Genomic DNA, 19,481 nt, shown 5'->3' on the forward strand with positions numbered 1-19,481 from the left:
ATTAATGGTTATCAAAAATATTATCATATATTTTTGATTGTTGCTGAATTATATTAATACTTTCTTTTTCATTAATTAAGTCTAAAAATATACTCTTCCCCTTATCCATAGATTGTGCTCCTAACAATAAAAGTATATCATTAGGCTTTAATTCCTTAAGTATTTCTTTTATAGCATTTCTTAAAGATGCTTCATATTTAAACAAAAATAAACTATCTTTTAGTACTTCAAAATATGCTTGTCTTTCTTCGTTACTTACCCGATTAAGATTATCTACACAATCTACACTATCTGTAATAATAAGTTTTCTTACATTTAGTATTTCATACCATTGTTTTAAAACTTCAGCATTTCTACGATTAATATCTAATCCTCTATTTCCTCTAATACCATTTACAATATAAAGGTTATTATACTGAAGAGTTTGTATGGTATGAAATACAGCTTCATAACTAGCAGGATTATGACAATAATCATCTATAACAGTATATTTATCTTTGTAGATAATTTCCATCCTTCTTGTTACAGGGGGATAACTTTTTATAGCCTTCGCTATTTTTTCAATCGGAACATCTAGTAATAAGCATGTACTAATAGCTGATAGAGCATTGTAAATATTATGATTTCCTAATAGGTTAGAGTTAATTGGATATTCAAATACTTCTATTTCTACTCCAGATAATGTTGTAATACCTCTTTGTAGACAATAGTTAAAAGATGTTAAGAAATCCGTATCGATGCTAGAAGCAGTAACCGTAGATTTGGAGCTCAATCCATAACTAATAATTAATATTTCATTATTTCCTTCCAACATTTTTAGTCCATAATTATCATCATGATTTATTAAAGCAATTTTGCCTGCTGCTAAGCTATCAAATAATTTCTTTTTAGACTTAATATAATCAGTAATAGTTTTATGAAAGTTTAAATGATCCTGATTAATATTTGTATGTATTGCAATATCAAATTTAACTCCATAAACTCTGTCAGTTTTTAAACCATGGGAAGATACTTCTAATACCGCAACCCTTATGTTTTCCTCTACCATTCTATTTAAATAGTAGTAAATATCCTCTGTAATTGGAGTAGTTAATTTTGATGGGTATTGTTTTTTACCAATTTTAATATGTAAGGTCCCTATTATGCCAACAGCGATCCCAGCTTCCTTAAGAATATGATAAATTAAATTAGTAGTTGTTGTTTTACCATTTGTACCTGTAACTCCAATAACTAATAATTTTTCTGATGGATAACCATAAAATTCGTTGCACAGTTCAGCAAGTTTTTTTCTTCCATTATTAACCTTTTTTACGATGCAATCTTTTCTATAAATATCCTTTTCTGTATAAACAATAACCGCACCACTTTCTACCGCTTCATCAATAAATTTATTTCCATCTTTGTTTTCCCCTGTTAAAGCCACAAATACATAATCTTTTCTAACTTGTCTAGAATCCGAAGTTATTCCTTTAATTTTTATGCCATCTATCATCATTAGTGTATATCCTCCCACTATCCTAATCGGTTAGAGTTAATATTGTTTATGTTTTGTATTTCAAAGGCCAATTATACACAGTCAAAAAAATACCCTCGTTATACGAGGGATTTTAATTATTTTGTTGTCTTCCTGTATTATCAATTGTATAATTTTCTTTATAAATTAACTCTGAGACAGGAACTATTTCATATCCCTGTTCCTGCAATTTTTCAAGAACTAGAGGTAAAAATTCACTTACATATTTAGCATTATTATGAAACAATACTATAGAACCTTTTTTTACATTTCTAGTAACTCTATCTACTACCGGTTGTACTCCCATTTCCTTCCAATCTAAAGAATCTACATCCCACTGAATTGTATGATAGTTTAGCTCTTCCGCTGTTTCAATCAATAAATTGTTATAATCACCAAAAGGTGGTCTAAAAACTACAGGATCTTTCCCAGTTATTTTTGCAATTTTATCTCCAGTAGTCTTTAATTCATTAGCTATTTGTTCCTTAGTTAACTTAGACATATGAGGATGAGTAGTTGAATGATTACCTATTTCATGTCCTCTATCATAAATTTTCTTTACCATATCTGGATATTTGTCTACCCAAAATGCTACTAAAAAGAATGTTGTTTTAACATTATACTTGTCTAATGTATCTAGTATATCATCTGTAAATTCATCACCCCATGCTGCGTCAAAGCTTATGGCTATCTTTTTATCGTTGGTTTCTACACTATAAATAGGTAATCTCTTTTGATTTGAAAAAACCCCTATTATACCGTCCTCAGTAGTTCTCGAGTAAACCATCAATCCCCCTAAGACTAGCACAGTACATAGAAAAATTGATAGAATCCTTTTCTGTAAAATATATACCTTCATATTACTCCCCCTGTACTAAAGATTATATTAAAGTTTATTCCTTATAACTTGTTTTATGCATAATTACTGTATCAAAACCAGTGTTAGGTTAATAGAATAATTGGAAGGATTCTATTTCATTAAGATAACATTTATTTATTAATTAAAATAGTAAGGAGGAGACAGAATGAGCTTTTATGCCGACAAGATTTCAGAACGTCTTGGGGGTAAAATGTTTAGTAAAAAAACAGAGGTATATAAATTTGCAAGGATTAAAAAGGCAAAAGAAGATGCCATAAAGATGCACCCTCATCTATCTTTAATAGATCTTGGTATAGGCGAACCAGACAAACCAGCAGATATAGGAGTTGTAAATACACTGTCATTGGAAGCTGGCAAGCCAGAAAATCGCCTATATGCGGATAATGGTATTCCCGAATTTCAAGAAGCAGCTGCCAAATATCTAGAAAAAATCTATGGTCTAAAAAACATCAATCCTTCAACCGATATAATTCATGGAATAGGGTCTAAATCCATTTTATCAATACTACCTATGTGTTTTATTAATCATGGAGACATTACCCTCACAACAACTCCAGGTTATCCTATAATTTCAACCTATACTCGTTATCTTGGAGGTGATGTATATACCCTACCTCTATATAAAGAAAATAACTTCTATCCTAATTTTTCTACAATTCCTAAAGATATTTTAAAACGAGCTAAGCTATTATATATTAACTATCCTAATAATCCAACTGGACAAGTCGCAACTAAAGAATTTTATAAAGAAGTAGTAGAATTTGCATATAAAAACAATATCATTGTTGTGTCTGATGCCGCCTATGCGCCTATTACCTTTGATGGATGTGACCCTTTAAGCTTTTTATCTGTTGAAGGAGCTAAAGATGTTGGAGTGGAACTTCATGGTTTATCTAAGGGATATAATATGACAGGTTGGAGATTAGCTTTTATTGTAGGTGACCCATTAGCTATTAAGGCTTATGGAACAGTAAAAGATAATACAGATTCTGGCCAGTTTAGAGCTATACAGAAAGCAGCTATTTATGCATTAAATAATAATGAAATTAGCTTAAGAAACTGTGAAAGATATTCTAGACGCCTTGATCTATTAGTTAGTGCCTTAAACGAAGTAGGATTCTCTGCTAAAAAACCTAAAGGAACTTTCTATTGTTATGTCCCTATACCAAAAGGAACTAAATCCGGTATTATTTTTAAAACTGCGGAAGAAGTTTCAGATTATCTAATAAGAAGTTCATTAATATCTACAGTACCTTGGGATGATGCTGGAGCCTATTTACGACTATCTGTTACATTCAATGCGAATAGCCAGGCTGAAGAGATTGAAATAATAGAAGAACTTAAGCAAAGATTATTAAAGCTTCAACTAATTTTTTAATTATTGTTTTATATGTAAGCCCTCCTACGTATATTTAACCTGGGGGGTGTTTTTATTGTTTGAGATTATTTCTGCTACATCTATAGGTTTAGGATTGTTTTTATTAGGTATGAGATTTCTTACAGAAGGATTAAATCGATTTACATCTAGTAGATTTAGATATATGCTTATTAATCTAAAAATTAATCCATTATTAGGAGTTTTAATAGGCTGTATCATTACAGGGATTTTACAGTCCAGCAGCGGTATGACAGTTATCTTAGTTGGTCTTGTTCAGTCTAATCTACTCACACTTTACCAAGCTACACCAATTATTATGGGAGCCAATATAGGCACAACTGTAACATCCCAGTTAATAGCGTTTAATATGGGTAAATACTCATTTATTCCATTTATATTGGGTATTTTAATTAATTTGACATCTAAAAATAAAAAAATTTGTTATATAGGAGAAGTATTAATAGGTTTTTCTCTTATATTTATTGGTATTGATCTATTAACTCAAGGTCTCTCACCTCTAAAAGATATATTAGCATTTCAAAAAATTTTAGAAGAGTTTGGAAAAACGCCTATATTAGGTGCTTTAATAGGCTTTTCTGCTATATCCATACTGCAAAGCAGTAGTACAGGTGTAGCAATTCTACAAACATTAGCTAGCAATGGGTCAATATCCATGTATTCCGCTGTATCAATTATGCTTGGTATGAATGTTGGTACTTGTATAACATCTATAATATCAAGTTTATCTTTAAATAGAGCTGCTAAACAAACTGCTTTTGTCCATCTTTTTTTTAATATTATGGGTGTAGCTTTAATTTTCCCTTTTATCAATTTATTATGTGCAATATCAGTTTCTTTATCACCACTTAATCCATCAAGACAAATCGCTAATGCTCATACAATTTTTAATATTTTTAGTACCCTAATTCTTCTTCCCTTCACAGGCATTATTGTAAGCGCAGTACAATGGATTATAAAAAAATAATAATTTTAATATTACCAATAATTAATACACATTTTAAAAAATTTTAAGTTAAAACTAATTATGAATGACTTTATTCATTCTAATTACGAAAGGAGTGTATTTATGTCTATTCGTAAAAGCCAATGGACAAATGTGAATGGTCACCGTGTAGAAGCTAGTTCTCGTACTTTTAGATATGATGGTCGACATTTTAACAGAGAATTTAAGCCTAAACCAGGCCAATTAGAAAATATCTATGACCATGGTAAAGAAACGATTGTAGAATTACACTCCAAATAAAACCTCCACATAGGGTGGAAATTTATCCATCCTATGTTTTTATTGAAATTTGAAGCATTGGTATAATTAATTAATCTATGAAAAAACTTCTAACATATTCACTATCAAAAGTGGTTAAATTATATATACAACATCGAAAGATGTTGATAAAATATAATTCAGATGAGGAGGAGAAAATTATGGCTTCAAGAAATAAAGTTGTTGTTCCAGAAGCTCGTCAAGCTCTTAATCAAATGAAGTTAGAAATCGCTAGTGAGTTAGGTCTTTCTAATTATGATGGAGTAGACAAGGGTAATTTAACAGCTAGACAAAATGGATACGTTGGTGGATATATGACAAAACGTTTAGTTGAAATGGCTCAAAGACAAATGAGTGGAAAATAATAAAATTATAGTTTAATATAAAATATTTATCATAAAAAATGAGATGCTCTAGAGAGCATCTCATTTTTTAGTCTGCAAATTATATATATGCTGTCTAATACTTTTCAGCAGTGTATAAGACAAATGACTTGTTATTCCTAATAACAGTAAAAATATATAGAAATGATATTTTTAATAACAGAATTTCTTGTTTTTATACACACCAATCATTAAGAAAACGAGTGACACTAATAAAACTAACAAATATTTTGTGGTAATAGTTTTTAAAATTATTTTTTCACCATTCTCAAATATACTTATATAATTAGCGATCTCAGAATTTATAAAAATTGCAAACAATTCGTATATAAGTAAAATCATAAAACTAATAGTAGTTGACTTTAAAGTATAGATTAGCATATACAATAACGAAATAAAAAAGAAACATTGAATAATTGTTTTTAAGAACTCTAAAAATACATTATCCCAAAATATACTATACCCTAAAAAAAGTATACTAATATGTATAATATACCAGATGAATATTAAAAGTATTTGAAAAACCTTAACTTTGCCGGACTCGTCAATACAATATAAAATTTCATTTCCATCTCCTTCAATATATTTTTTAAATATAAAAGTAATCCACCACAAAGATAAAATAGGTATATACTTTTCCACTTCTCTAAATATCAGAAAATAAGAATTCTCTATACTACCTGACATATAAACTATTCCAACACTTAAAATAGGTAGAAAAACATATAAAATAAATAAAGGAATAAAATAATATATCTTTAAATTTTTGAAAGAAAAATATATGGGTTTTATGTTCATTATATTATATTCCTTTCAATATGCACATATATCCATCTTCGATAGTAGGTTCTAAACTTTTGTGTCCTTCTTTTTTGTTTGAAAGTACCCTTAAAAACTCTTCTCCATTTCTAAAAAAAGTTTTTTCAACATACCAATTAGAATCAATTCCTATTCCTTGTTTTACTTCAAAAACTTTTCCTCTTGCTATAGATATAATTTCTTCGCTATTTCCCATTTTAAATATTTTGCCATCATTCATGATTATCATTTTATTGCAACATGTTTCAACATCTTCTACAATATGGGTAGAAATTATAATTATCTTGTCCTCTTTTATAGAGGACAAAAGATTTTTAAATCTTATTCTTTCTTCTGGGTCAAGTCCAGCAGTTGGTTCATCAAAAATTATTATTTGAGGATTTCCTAATATTGCTTGTGCAATACCTAGTCTTCTAACCATCCCACCAGATAAAGTCGATACTTTATTATTAACTCTATCTTGTAAATTAACTTTTTTCAAACTCTCTTTAATACAAGTGTCCATAGATTCCTTAGATATTTTTTTTAGAACAGCAAAGTATTGAAGATTATCATATACCGTTAATTCTTTAAATAATCCGAATTTTTGTGGAAGATATCCTATGTTTTTTGAAAATGCATTATTATTAGTAACGTCTATTCCTTGAAATCTTATATTTCCTTTAGTGATATCATACAAGTTAACTATACACCTAATTAACGTTGTTTTGCCTGCTCCATTTGGACCTAAAAGTCCATATACTCCAGTTTTTAAACTTATAGAGATCTCTTTCAATACTTCTTTTTTTTTAAATGATTTATTTAAATCTAAAATCTCTAACACTTTAATGACCTCCTTTTGTTAAGTCCCTAATAAATGTAGTTGAATCTCTTGTATCATTTTTATTTCTTAAAAAGTCATAAGTATTTTTAAGAACATAATTTTCCCCTAATTCATTTATCTTTTTCAAAAATAAATTATGTAGTTCATAAGATTTATTATTTTCTAATTCTTCTTTTGGGATATTAAGAATTCTATTCTTATATAAAAGATAGTCAAAGAATATACTTTTAATCTCAATTTTTTTAATATCTTGCGGTATAGTAGATTGCAAGAAACCTTGTACTAAATTTTCTTTATCTAAACCATATATAAAAATATGGTCTTTAAAACTTACTAAACCATTATCCATTACACGACTAGTAAATGTAGCTGGAGATTGAAAAATTTTTTTACCAGTAATATTAAATTCCTCATTTTCTAGAAACATGTTTTTGTATGGTTCCAATATATTGTTAATATCTAATAAAGCATTGGTATTTAATTTTTCTAAAGTTAAACCATAAAAAATATTATTTCCAATATTCTTTTCTTCTACAAAACCTCCAATTAAGGTAACCGCTTGTGCTTCACCAAAGAAATTATTATTGTCTTTTTGCAAGTTTGAGTAAATATCTAAGTTAGATTTTGTGGATACATTAAATTTAATATTATCATCTCTTATTATTGGAATATATGAAGATTGTTCCTTCAAATATATTTTTTTATATCCTTCTATTGGATAGTAGGGAAAACAGCCTGGAAGTAAAACTCCCTGAGAATTGCTATAAAATACTGGACTATATCCACTATATAAAATTCTTATTTCTTCTAGTTTTTCATTAGTAGGGTTAAATACTTCTAGGTAATCGCCTTCTCTTCTGAATTCTAATATTTCATTTTTTTTACTAAGTATTTTTTCAACCTTATAATTTCTATATAGGGTAAATTTATAGCTATTTAAATATTCTTTTTCATCTAAGGAAATTTTTATATCACTATGTAATTGCCTGCCTATAGTAAGGTCCATACCATATGCTAAAATATTAAATTCTACATTTTCTTCTTTTTGAACATCCTTTATATAATACAATTCATCAAAGGCCACAAAACTGTTAGGGTTATAATCTTTCTTTACTATGCTACCTGGTTTAGTATATGAATACAAATTGATAAGTGAAAAAGATAGTAATATTATGGCTACAAAATTTAATAATTTAGATTTTTTAGTGCTTAATTTTAACAATACAAAGGAACTCAAAAAACATATCCAAAATATTAATAGGTTCCATCTATAAGACTCTATAGACAATCCATATAGTTCTTCTTCAACCCAATCTAAATTTGGAGGTAAAATATTAAATATTTCTCTAAGTGGATATATATTTACTTCAAAACCCATAAAGAGTATATAAGGTACGGATTCAAAAATAGGACTTATTAAAACTGTTGAGAATATCATTATAAGATATGCAGGAAACCTTTTTAAATATAAGGAAGTTACAGTCCCTATACAAACACCTAAAAATGATACTAAAAAAACATTTAAAAAATTATTTAAGAATATATGATACGCATAAGATAATGAGTTTACATTCATAACAAAATATGCAACATAATTATATATCATTATATTTAAAGTCATTATTACTATTATAATTACCAATACTGCTAATTTGGAAAAATACAATTTAAATTTTCCATTGTTTATCACTGAAAAACATTCTAATATGCTTTCATTTTTACTTTTTACTAAGTATTCATAGGATATAAATACAAAGAAAACAAAATAAATTATGCTAATTTTTTGACTATGAATTAGATAATATAGTGCATCTTTATGTATTGACAATTTATAAATACCTTCAATTAAATACACATTTACTACAATAGAAAATATAAAGAATCCTAATGCTAAATATATACTTTTAAAAAATAACTTAAAATTTTTTCTTATTAAGGTAATCATTTAAATTCCCCTTTAAATTGCAAATTTTATAAAATTATTAGATGGAGAATTTCTTCTCCATCTAATGATTATATGCTAGAAATAGTGAATAAGCATCTGTTTAATACCAAATTGAACCTACAGCTTCAGACCCTATAAGACCATATCCTTGTTTTATGTCCAAAAATACATTACCATATATTTGTATATTATTCAATGATAACCATATGATTTTGTAGAACATATTATGACACATGAAATAATTTCATTAAAATTATTAGTTTTATATAGAACCTTTTCTAATTCAGATCATCTAACTGTTCTATTAATATCCTAACGCTTAGCTTAAATATATATTGTAGAAGCCTAGTTTGTCTTCTTTTATAATGCCATTTACACCTTTATTACTTATAATAGATCCAATATATTAAAAAATAGTCTATTTAAAGAAGACACTGAAAGATTATGCTTTTCAGTGCCTTCTTTAAAATATCATCTCATTTTTCAGATTAAAAATTATATATTATAATTCATTTCAACAATTATACTTTAAAAATCACTATAAATAGATTAATATATTATATAAAGGTTAAACGTTTTTAGAAAGAGGTGTATTTATGTTTACCAATAACTCTCAACAGTTAGCAGAAAACAAACTGCTTCTTCTTCATATATTTGATCGTATTGAGTTTCCAATGTCAAACCCACAGATTACTCAGTTTGTTTTAGAAAATGATATTATGAATTATTTTATGCTTCAACAATTTTTAGGTGAGCTAAAGGATTCAAAGTTTATTATTGAAAAGCAAGAGGATAATGAACATATTTTCATAATTACAGAAAAGGGAAAAAGCACATTAAGCTATTTTGTCAATCGTATCCCAAAATCTCAAATTGATCGAATAGATCAATTGTTAAATGTTCAAAAAGAAAAGTTTATAAAGAACACACAAGTTAAGGCTGATTACATAAAGATAAAAGATGATGAATATTTAGTTAAGCTTGGAGTAATTGAGAAAGACATGCCTATTATTAATTTAAAATTAAGTGTAGCTAATAATAAACATGCAAAACAAATTTGTGAAAAATGGCGCGAAAGTGCTCCAAGCCTGTATGGTCAAATTATTAATCTATTAATTGAATAGTTTTTTGTTTAAAGTATTAGCTGGCATAATATCTACTATGTAGAAATATGCCAGCTATATGAATTGTATAGGTAATAACACTTTAAATAAAGGATTTTTTAATTATGCTAGTGGGCTCTTTACCTACTGATATACTTTGTATCACTTTTCTTGTATGTGTATCAACTATATCAACTGTATTTTTCTGTATACTAGTAACAAACAGTCTTCCTTTTTCACTATCTAATTCTATACCATGGGGCATAGAATTAACTTTAATCTCTCCAGAATATTTATTATTTTGTATATCATATATATGAACGCAGCTCATATCAGAATCTGTAATATATAAGTATTCATTTGTTTTATCACTAGTTGCTTCAACTGGCATTTTGCCAATAGTTATTGTTTTTATTTCTTTTAATGTTTTTGTTTCGTAAATAACTACCTTTCCTTTTCTGCTAAATTGATCACTATAATTAACTGCAAATAAAAACTCACCACTGGCATCGATTCTTAAATGCCATGGGTTACATTCCACCTTATGGTTTTTAAGTCTTTCGTTTGTTCTAGTTTCAATCTCAGTTATCTCGCCAGAACCATAATTACCTATAAAAATACGCTCCTGATCATTTGTCATAGCCATACCGTGAGGCATTTCTCCTGTAGGAAGCTGTATAATTAATTTCAGATTATCCATACTTAAAATTGAAAGACTATTAGAATCCGTATTTGCCACGTATATATGATTGTATTTGGGGCATAGGATAACTTGACTTGGACAACTTCCTACAAAGATAGTATCAATTATCTTCTCACTAGTTAAATCTACTACAGAAACACTGCTGTGCCAGCTATTAGGAACATACAAAAGTTTACTTCTTTCATCTAAAGCAATATGATGAGGCCCGAATTGTGAAGATGAAGAGCATTGTCCATTATAGCATAATTTAATTCTTTGAATTTCTCTTCCTCCGACTAAATCTATAACGGAAATAGAATCATCGGAGAAGTTAGAAATGATTAAAGTGTCATTGGATAAACACTTCATCCCATCACCTCTCAATCAAAAGTATACAAAATATATTTCCGACTACTCAACTATATTTATTATCTTATGATTGCATTTTATATATGTGACAGGGGATACGTGTTATATCTTTTCTTTATTAAAGTAATAATATTCCCTCTTATCATGATAAGAGATTTTAAATCTAATACCTAAATCTACGGTTTATTTAATTAATAATTTTCTTACTTCTCCTATCATATAAAGTGAACCTGCAAAAACAATCGCTTCATTTGCTTCTGTTTCTTCAATAGCCATGTTTATTGCTTCCTTAATATTTTCACTTACATAGGTTTCTTTTCCAAATACCTTTAACTTGTCTGCCAAATCTATGGCCTTCATAGCCCTTGGGTTAGCTGGCCTTGTAGCAATAACCTTATTCATTAAAGGTATAAGATCCTTAAGCACTCCTTCTACATCTTTGTCTTGAAGCATTCCTATAACAAAAGTAATTTTATAATCTTTTAGTAAAGCCTCTATACTTTTTCTAAGCGCTTCTGCACCATGTAGATTATGTGCTCCATCAATAATTACTACTGGACCTCTTTGTAAAACTTCGAAGCGACCTGGCCATTTTACATTACAAAGCCCACCTAATACTGCTTCATCGCTAATATTAATATTTCTATACTTACGCAAAACTTCAACTGCACCAATAGCTGTACAAGCATTATATATTTGGTGGATTCCAACTAATTGTATTTCTATATTATCATAAACATTACCTAATATATTTACTGAAAAAACTTGTTCTTCTATAGTACTTTTATGTATGGTTAACTCATCAAAGCTTGTTACAAAAAGTTTACTATTTCTTTCCGTGCATAAATTTCTAAATACCTCTATAACTTCCGCTTCTTGAGGATAAGATAATACAAAGCTATTTTCTTTAATTATACCGCCTTTTTCATATGCAATTTTATCTAGTGTATCTCCTAAATATTCTGTATGATCCAGTCCAATAGGTGTGATTACAGATAGAAGTGGATCTTCTACAACATTAGTCGCATCCAACCTGCCACCAAGCCCTACTTCTAATACAAGAAAATCTATATTTTCCTTAGCATAATAGTAAAATGCTATAGCTGTTACAACTTCAAACTCCGTAGGATGATTTTTCCCTTCCTTTACCATTCCCTCTATTTTCTCTTTAACAATAGCGGTTATATTAGCCAGTTTATCCTTTGGAATATTTTCATCATTTATCCTCATTCTTTCGGTAAATTCTTCAAGGTATGGTGAGGTATATAGTCCAACACGATATCCTGCTTCTTTTAATATGCTATGTATATATGAAGAGGTTGATCCTTTACCATTTGTTCCTGCTACATGGATAATCTTTAGTTCTTTATGTGGATTACCTAATAGGCTTAATAAATACTTTATATTTTCTAAACCTAATTTACTACCAAATTTATAAGTTCCATGAATGTAATCTAAGGCTTCTTGATAATTCATTTTTCCACTCCATTCTAAATGTTATAATATTTAGTCTTTTAATTATAATATCAAAGTTTGAATATATATTAAATCTTATTTTTTATTAAGTAAAAATAGCCTACATTAAATGCAGGCTACTGTTTATATTGTTTATCCTCTATTTTTTAATGATTCTAATCTTTCTAACACGCTATTTAGCATTTGCTCATACTTTGCCTGTTTTTGCTTTTCTTCCTCAATTAAATGAGTTGGTGCCTTACTAACAAATCCTTCGTTAGAAAGTTTACCCACTACTCTTTTAATTTCTCCCTCTAGTTTTGACTTTTCCTTTTCTAATCTTTCAATTTCCTTTTCAAAGTCAATTAAGTCATCTAAAGGTAAAAACAGCTCAGCTCCTTGAATAACTGTAGATACAGCATCAGAAGGTATTTGATCTTTACTTTTTGCCAACTCAATTTCTGAAACACTTGCTAAAGTCCTAAAGTATTCCTCGTTGTCTAATATTGTTTTAGCAATTGCATCCTTTGTAGTTAGAACAATAAGCTTTGCCTTTCGTGAAGGTATAACATTCATCTCTGCTCTAACATTACGAATGCTTTTAATTGCACTCATGATTAATTCCATTTGCTCTTCTGCTAAACTGCATATTTCATTTTCTTTGTACTTAGGCCACTCTGCTACAATTACACTATCTTTTACAGTAGGTAAATTTTGCCATATTTCTTCTGTTATAAATGGCATAAACGGATGTAAAAGTTTTAAAATATTTTCTAATATATAGGTTAGAGTATATTGTGCCGCTCTTTTCTTATTAATATCTTCACCATAAAGTCTTGGTTTTACTAACTCTATATACCAGTCACAATACTCATTCCATATAAAATCATAAAGTTTTTGTACAGCAAGACCTAACTCAAATTTATCCATGTTTTCTGTTATTTCTCTGGCTACTTTATTAAGTCTAGAAATTATCCATCTATCTACCACAGTAAGTTCAGACTCTACACTGTCCTTATCAATATAATCAACATCTAAGTTCATTAATACAAATCTTGTAGCATTCCATAACTTATTTGCAAAATTTCGACTAGATTCTAATTTTTCCATATGGAATCGCATGTCATTTCCCGGGGAATTTCCCGTAACTAGAGTAAATCTTAATGCGTCTGCTCCATATTGATCTATAATTTCAAGGGGATCAATACCATTCCCTAAGGATTTGCTCATTTTTCTACCTTCTGCATCTCTTACAAGTCCATGAATAAATACATGTTTAAATGGTACATCATTCATAAACTCTAGTCCTGAAAAAGCCATACGAACTACCCAGAAGAAAATAATATCATATCCTGTTACTAATACATCTGTTGGGTAGAAATATTCAAGTTCCTTAGTTCCTTCTGGCCAGCCTAATGTGGAGAATGGCCATAGAGCTGAACTAAACCAAGTATCTAATACATCCTCATCCTGTTTAAAGTTATTTGAATTACATTTTTCGCAAGTAGTTGGTGCTTCCTTTGAAACAACTAGGTGTCCACAACTAGAGCAATAATAAGCTGGAATACGATGACCCCACCATAATTGTCTAGAAATACACCAATCCCTAATATTTTCTAACCAATGTAAATAGGTTTTAGAGAAACGATCAGGAATAAATTTAATTCTTCCATCCTTAACAGCTTCAATAGCTGGTGCTGCAAGAGGCTCCATTTTTACAAACCATTGATCTGATGTTAAAGGTTCCACTACTGTATCACATCTATAGCATTGGCCTACATTATGACTATGCTCCTTAATTTTAACTAACAATCCTTGTTCCTCTAAATCCTTTACAATAGCCTTCCTTGCCTCGTATCTTGACATACCTGCATATTTGCCACCCTTTGCATTTATTGTAGCATCATCATTCATAACAATAATTTGAGGAAGATTATGTCTTAGTCCTACTTCAAAGTCGTTAGGATCATGGGCTGGAGTAATCTTTACAGCTCCTGTTCCAAATTCAGGATCTACATATTCATCGGCTACTATGATAATTTCTCTATTAACTAAAGGTAAAATTGCATATTTACCAATTAAGTGCTTATATCTTTCGTCTTCTGGATGTACTGCAATAGCTGTATCACCAAGCATAGTTTCTGGTCTTGTAGTTGCAATTTCTATTACTTCATCACTATCCTTAATTGGATAGTTTATATGCCAAAAATGTCCTGCCTTCTCATCATGTTCAACTTCTGCATCTGAAAGAGAAGTTTTACACTCTGGACACCAATTAATAATACGGTTTCCTCTATATATTAATCCCTTTTCATATAATTTGATAAATACCTCTGTTACTGCATTACTAAGTCCTTCGTCTAATGTAAATCGTTCTCTAGACCAGTCACAAGAGTCCCCCAATTTTTTCATTTGATCTACTATTCTTCCTCCATACTCCTCTTTCCACTTCCAGGCTCTTTCTAAAAACCCTTCTCTACCCACATCTAGCTTACTTAGTCCTTCTTCTTCCTTAATATTTTCAACTACCTTTACCTCTGTTGCTATACTTGCATGGTCTGTGCCTGGCTGCCATAGAGCTTCATAACCCTGCATCCTTTTCCAACGAATTAAAATATCTTGAAGTGTATGATCTAGTGCATGACCCATATGGAGTTGTCCTGTTATGTTTGGTGGCGGTAGAACAATGCTGAATGGTTCTTTTTCTGGATCTACTTTTGCTTTAAAATAATTAGCATCCATCCAATGTTTATAAATACGTTCTTCAAACGCCTGAGGATTATAATTCTTTTCTAAATTATTTTCCATTATCTATTCCTCCTTCAAATTTTATATTTTCTTAAATAAAAAAATCCTTCGTCCAAAATAAGGACGAAGGATATATTCGCGGTACCACCTTAATTTCTATTTACAAAAAATAATGTGAATAGACACTTAAATAAATATAACGGTTTACCCGTCTACACCTACTCTATTCAATGTAGAAACTCAGAAGCTACCTTCAATAGCCTTTGCCCTAAAAAACCTTTCAGCCTATGGGTTTTTATCTCTTAAGGGTGTACTATTTACTCCTCTTCATCATTGTTGATTTCTTAATAAAATTTAATATTATTATAACCATTTAACAGCATTTGTCAATAGGTTTCTCACATTTATTTTTTATTATATAATATAATGTTTAAGTATCATAACTATAATTATATTATAACACTAATTTTTACTCAGGTGTTCCAGAAATTGGCGGTTTTTTTATTTCCTGTATTCCTAAGAGTGCATATCTTACAAATGCATATAAAGTAAGTAATGCTGCAATTATAATCAAAGCTTTACCATATATAAAATCAAAAGCTATAGCTAAAATAGCGATATAAAAAACTATAGTGGCTATCTTTCCATAGGAATTTGCTGGGACTACTAATTTATCTTTCTTAGTATATAGAACAATTCCTCCCAGTATCATAGAAATTTCCTTTATTCCGTATATGCTTATAACCCATATTGGTATAAACTGCTTTGATGTAAAACAGATAAGTACTGTTAGCTGCATTAATTTATCTGCCAGCGGATCCATAGCTTGTCCCCACTTACTTATAGCATCATACTTTCTTGCAATATATCCATCTAAAACATCTGTAATTCCTGCAAGAATAAAGATTATAACAGAATATAATAAGCTTTTTTCTAAAGGTGAAAAAAATACTCCTACAAATAATGGTATAAGCACAAAACGCACGGTAGTCAATATGTTTGGTAAATTCATTAATACACCTCTTCTCAGAGCAATTTTTGTGACTATGTACTATACAATATAAATAATATCATATTCCATTAAATTTGCAAAACTTATACCGGAAATTATTTGATTTAAGCTTTATATTATTTTACTGCCTTAATAGAATATATCCTATCTAAATATCCAACTAAATCCATTATCATTTTTTCATAGGTTCTATTAAATACATCCCATTCTCTTTTATAATTAGCATAAATTAGTCTCTTTGTATAGTTTGACATAGGTATATCCTTATATAAGCATAATCTAGATACTCTACCTTTACCTATTTCTAGATTTTCAGGACTTATTCCAAATTCTACTTCATCCTTATGAACTAATGCAAACCAACTAAAATTATCAATTTCTCCTTTTATATAACCATATCTACTTTTAGTTCCGTAATTAACCTTTATATTGAACAATCTAATCCCCCCTCTAGCCCACTATACTAAGATTTTATGCCAGTTTTTTAATTCTTATTCATTTGATAGCAAACAGTTGTAAAACCCCTTCTAAACACCTATCTTTGTTTATCAGTGAAGTAACACAAATTTTACATAAGAATATAATAGATTATATAGTTTTCTATTTTTAAGTTGGAGGGGATTAAATTGATACACAAAAAGTATCTTAGCTTTTTAATTGTTTTTATAATGATTGCCACCATGTGCTTATCAGGATGCAGTGGTAAGACAGAACTTACTAAAATACAAGTAATGGAAGTAACCCATTCCGTATTTTATGCACCCCATTATATCGCAGTTACTGAAGGGTTCTTTGAGGAAGAGGGGTTAAAGGTCGAGATTATAGACGGTAAAGGTGCAGATAAAACCATGGCAGCTCTATTGAGTAATCAAGTGGAGATTGGCTTTATGGGTCCTGAAGCTTCAATCTATGTTTATAATCAAGGCAAGGAAGATTACGCTATTAACTTTGCCCAACTAACTCAACGTGATGGCTCATTTATAGTCGCTAGAGAGCCAAACCCTAATTTTAAATTAGAAGATCTTAGAGGAAAAGAGCTACTTGGTGGACGTAAGGGCGGAATGCCTAACATGACATTAGAGTATGTTTTAAAGAAAAATGGTTTAGTACCTGGTAAAGACTTAAATGTGCGTACTGACATTCAATTCGATGTAATGGCTGGTGCCTTTGCTGGTGGAGAAGGGGATTACACAACACTCTTCGAGCCAGTAGCATCTTTAATGGAAAAGGAAGGTAAAGGATTTGTAGTTGCTTCAGTCGGAGAAGAAAGTGGATATATTCCTTATACCGCATACAGTGCTAAAAAGAGCTATATAGAAAAGAATCCCGATATAATACAAAAGTTTAGTAATGCAATATATAAAGGAATGTTGTGGGTTGAAAAGCATAGTGCGGAAGAGATAGCAAAGTCGCTACAACCCCACTTTCCAGATGCTGATTTAGATGTATTAACCAATGTAGCAGACAGATACCGTTCTATAGGCGCTTGGGCTCCGGACCTTATAATGACAGAAGAAGGTCTAAATAGGCTTCAAGATGTCATGACAGAGGCGGGAGAGTTGAACCAGCGAGTGCCCTACGATAAAGTTGTTACTACAAAATTTGCAGAAGAGGCAATGAAAAATAAATAATATTATACTAAAACCCACTAAACATCAGTGGGTTTTCTATATTTCAAATTAACTTTATGCTTCCATTTGTCTCATAACTTTTAATATTACATGGTCTGTAAGGTTCATTCCTTCCTCCGATAATATACCTAGATTTCTAATAGTATCCTCAGCGGTATTTGCTATCATTCCATTTTTATTAGGAACAACTTGATCATTTAAAGCCAATAATGCTGACTGAATTGCTGCAGATGCAGAGGTTGCAAGTTTTAATGCACAACCTACTTTAGCTCCATCGCAAATCATACCACTTATATTTGCTAGCATATTTTTAACTACAGCATCTATTTGTTGTTCTTTAGCTCCCATTAACCATGCTATAGCCACACTTGCTCCCGTTGCAGCAGCTACTCCACAACCACATAAAGCTGATAATCTACCTATATAGTGCTTAATATAACTATTTAAAATATGACTAATAGCTATAGCCCTAGCTAATTTTTCGTTGTCGACAGAGAATTTCTTATGATAAGCCAGAATAGGTAAAATAGCAGTTAAACCATTATTTCCACTTCCATTGCTACTCATAACTGGCATATTAATACCAGACATCCTAGCATCAGCTCCTGCTGCCGTTAGCATCATAGCTCCATTCATTAAATCATCAGCTAAAATTCCTTTTTGTACATTTTCATAGATTGTTAATCCTACTGACATACCAGACTTTTTACTTAGTCCAGCCATTGCTATTTTCTCATTCATTTCTAGACCTTCCAACATGAAACTAAGCTTTTCATAATCTATTCTTTCAATTTCACTTATAATATCTTTTATATTTAATTCATATAAAGGATTTATTGATTTTATATTTTCATTATCAGTTTGTATTTTATTTAATATTATTTTTTTGTCTGTTTCTAGATAAACAAATTCATTATGTTTGTTCTGTATAATTACGATAGAATATCCTTTTTCAGTATACAATTTTACTTCTATATATATTTTTTCTGTTGTATCTTTAATATTTATAGAAATTCTATCGCTTTCGATTAATTTATTTGCCAATTCTATTTCCTTATCAGTAATCCCTTCTAGTACTTCAAGCCCCTTTTCACTCCGTCCACCCATTGCCCCTAGTGCTGACGCAATGTGTAATCCTACTTCATTGGTATTAGGTATTCCTACAGCTAATCCATTTTTATAAATATTTGGACTAAGCCAAATATCTAAACTTATTATTTCTTTATGATTAACTAACTCCATAGCCTTTGCGCATGCTAAAGCTACAGCTACTGGATCTGTACATCCCATTGCTGGTACTACTTCCTCTTTTAATGTTCTTAATATCAATTCTTCTAATTGCATGCTAATTAACCTCCTCTTAAGTCTATATTTCACTATATAGATTTAAAAAAGCAATTATCATGCCAACATAAAATCATTGAAAAATAGCCATTATTTTAATACTTTTTCTCAAAA

The 19,481-nt window shown here is 29.7% G+C and carries 16 protein-coding genes and 1 other annotated feature; of the genes, 6 read left to right on the forward strand and 10 right to left on the reverse strand.

Features of this window, described 5'->3' with window-relative positions; genetic code table 11:
- Position 1 precedes the first annotated feature (1 nt).
- The gene (locus KQI88_RS11535; protein WP_216417448.1) at positions 2–1,495 is read right to left on the reverse strand and encodes a Mur ligase family protein; all 1,494 of its coding nucleotides are present in this window, start codon (positions 1,493–1,495) and stop codon (positions 2–4) included.
- 112 nt (positions 1,496–1,607) lie between these two features.
- Positions 1,608–2,372 carry a polysaccharide deacetylase family sporulation protein PdaB gene (pdaB, locus tag KQI88_RS11540; protein ID WP_216417450.1) on the reverse strand — a complete coding sequence of 255 codons (765 nt, stop codon included), beginning with the start codon at positions 2,370–2,372 and terminating at the stop codon, positions 1,608–1,610.
- Between the two features lie 166 nt (positions 2,373–2,538).
- Between pdaB and KQI88_RS11545 the strand changes: the two genes are divergently transcribed.
- From KQI88_RS11545 to KQI88_RS11560, 4 genes are all read left to right on the forward strand, one after another.
- The gene (locus tag KQI88_RS11545; protein WP_216417452.1) at positions 2,539–3,771 is read left to right on the forward strand and encodes an LL-diaminopimelate aminotransferase; all 1,233 of its coding nucleotides are present in this window, start codon (positions 2,539–2,541) and stop codon (positions 3,769–3,771) included.
- Positions 3,772–3,817: 46 nt separating this feature from the next.
- A complete protein-coding gene (locus KQI88_RS11550; RefSeq protein ID WP_408629724.1) occupies positions 3,818–4,756 on the forward strand; it encodes a Na/Pi cotransporter family protein in 939 nt (312 codons plus the stop codon).
- 102 nt (positions 4,757–4,858) lie between these two features.
- Positions 4,859–5,035, forward strand: coding sequence for a hypothetical protein (locus tag KQI88_RS11555; protein WP_216417457.1), 177 nt, complete (start codon positions 4,859–4,861; stop codon positions 5,033–5,035).
- Positions 5,036–5,214: 179 nt separating this feature from the next.
- Positions 5,215–5,418, forward strand: coding sequence for an alpha/beta-type small acid-soluble spore protein (locus KQI88_RS11560; protein ID WP_216417459.1), 204 nt, complete (start codon positions 5,215–5,217; stop codon positions 5,416–5,418).
- A gap of 820 nt (positions 5,419–6,238) precedes the next feature.
- Here the strand turns inward: KQI88_RS11560 and KQI88_RS11565 are convergent.
- Both KQI88_RS11565 and KQI88_RS11570 read right to left on the reverse strand, forming a co-directional pair.
- Positions 6,239–7,078, reverse strand: coding sequence for an ATP-binding cassette domain-containing protein (locus tag KQI88_RS11565; protein WP_216417461.1), 840 nt, complete (start codon positions 7,076–7,078; stop codon positions 6,239–6,241).
- A gap of 1 nt (position 7,079) precedes the next feature.
- The gene (locus KQI88_RS11570) at positions 7,080–9,023 is read right to left on the reverse strand and encodes an ABC transporter permease (RefSeq protein ID WP_216417463.1); all 1,944 of its coding nucleotides are present in this window, start codon (positions 9,021–9,023) and stop codon (positions 7,080–7,082) included.
- Positions 9,024–9,619: 596 nt separating this feature from the next.
- Here KQI88_RS11570 and KQI88_RS11575 point away from each other — a divergent pair.
- Positions 9,620–10,147: a DUF4364 family protein gene (locus tag KQI88_RS11575; RefSeq protein WP_216417465.1), complete on the forward strand. Its 528-nt coding sequence runs from the start codon at positions 9,620–9,622 to the stop codon at positions 10,145–10,147.
- Between the two features lie 82 nt (positions 10,148–10,229).
- On the opposite strand, the gene KQI88_RS11580 is transcribed toward KQI88_RS11575, so the two are convergent.
- From KQI88_RS11580 to KQI88_RS11600, 5 genes are all read right to left on the reverse strand, one after another.
- Positions 10,230–11,177: a YncE family protein gene (locus tag KQI88_RS11580; protein WP_216417467.1), complete on the reverse strand. Its 948-nt coding sequence runs from the start codon at positions 11,175–11,177 to the stop codon at positions 10,230–10,232.
- Between the two features lie 183 nt (positions 11,178–11,360).
- Positions 11,361–12,653, reverse strand: coding sequence for a bifunctional folylpolyglutamate synthase/dihydrofolate synthase (locus tag KQI88_RS11585; RefSeq protein WP_216417469.1), 1,293 nt, complete (start codon positions 12,651–12,653; stop codon positions 11,361–11,363).
- A gap of 132 nt (positions 12,654–12,785) precedes the next feature.
- Positions 12,786–15,440 carry a valine--tRNA ligase gene (locus tag KQI88_RS11590; protein WP_216417471.1) on the reverse strand — a complete coding sequence of 885 codons (2,655 nt, stop codon included), beginning with the start codon at positions 15,438–15,440 and terminating at the stop codon, positions 12,786–12,788.
- 56 nt (positions 15,441–15,496) lie between these two features.
- Positions 15,497–15,723, reverse strand: a binding site (T-box leader).
- Positions 15,724–15,849: 126 nt separating this feature from the next.
- A complete protein-coding gene (pgsA, locus tag KQI88_RS11595; RefSeq protein WP_216417473.1) occupies positions 15,850–16,392 on the reverse strand; it encodes a CDP-diacylglycerol--glycerol-3-phosphate 3-phosphatidyltransferase in 543 nt (180 codons plus the stop codon).
- 116 nt (positions 16,393–16,508) lie between these two features.
- On the reverse strand, positions 16,509–16,829 hold the full coding sequence (locus KQI88_RS11600; RefSeq protein WP_216417475.1) for a hypothetical protein: 321 nt from the start codon (positions 16,827–16,829) through the stop codon (positions 16,509–16,511).
- Positions 16,830–17,018: 189 nt separating this feature from the next.
- Here KQI88_RS11600 and KQI88_RS11605 point away from each other — a divergent pair, with 189 nt between their 5' ends.
- Positions 17,019–18,023: an ABC transporter substrate-binding protein gene (locus KQI88_RS11605; protein WP_246579268.1), complete on the forward strand. Its 1,005-nt coding sequence runs from the start codon at positions 17,019–17,021 to the stop codon at positions 18,021–18,023.
- A gap of 54 nt (positions 18,024–18,077) precedes the next feature.
- On the opposite strand, the gene KQI88_RS11610 is transcribed toward KQI88_RS11605, so the two are convergent.
- Positions 18,078–19,367, reverse strand: coding sequence for an L-cysteine desulfidase family protein (locus KQI88_RS11610; protein WP_216417477.1), 1,290 nt, complete (start codon positions 19,365–19,367; stop codon positions 18,078–18,080).
- Positions 19,368–19,481: the final 114 nt, after the last annotated feature.

This window comes from Alkaliphilus flagellatus, assembly GCF_018919215.1.
Lineage (GTDB): Bacteria > Bacillota > Clostridia > Peptostreptococcales > Natronincolaceae > Alkaliphilus_B > Alkaliphilus_B flagellatus.